Source organism: Salmonella sp. SAL4457, from assembly GCF_046548235.1.
GTDB lineage: Bacteria > Pseudomonadota > Gammaproteobacteria > Enterobacterales > Enterobacteriaceae > Salmonella > Salmonella enterica.
In genome coordinates, this window is record NZ_JBGDZO010000835.1 from 1 (window position 1) to 257 (window position 257).

General features: G+C 73.2%; 1 protein-coding gene. It reads right to left on the reverse strand.

Features of this window, described 5'->3' with window-relative positions; genetic code table 11:
* Positions 1 to 257 (reverse strand): LysR substrate-binding domain-containing protein (locus ACLJNW_RS26525; RefSeq protein ID WP_410961555.1); only part of this gene is annotated, 257 nt, incomplete at both ends.

Genomic DNA, 257 nt, shown 5'->3' on the forward strand with positions numbered 1-257 from the left:
GGGCGCGGCTGGTCGATACGCTGGCGGGCGCCGTCGCGCTCCATCCACCAGAAGTTCTGGTTCAGCGAAGGGTGCTGGAAGACCAGCCCGGCGTGCCGCTCGAAGTCCTCCGGGCCTTGCGGCGCGGGTTGCCGCGCCAGGGAGGCGGGGCTGGCGCAAAGCACGATCTGGTTCGGCGCCAGCGGCCGCGCCACCAGCCCCGGCAGGTCGATGGGGCCGTCGCGCAGGCCGAGGTCGTAGCCGCCTTCGCTGAGATC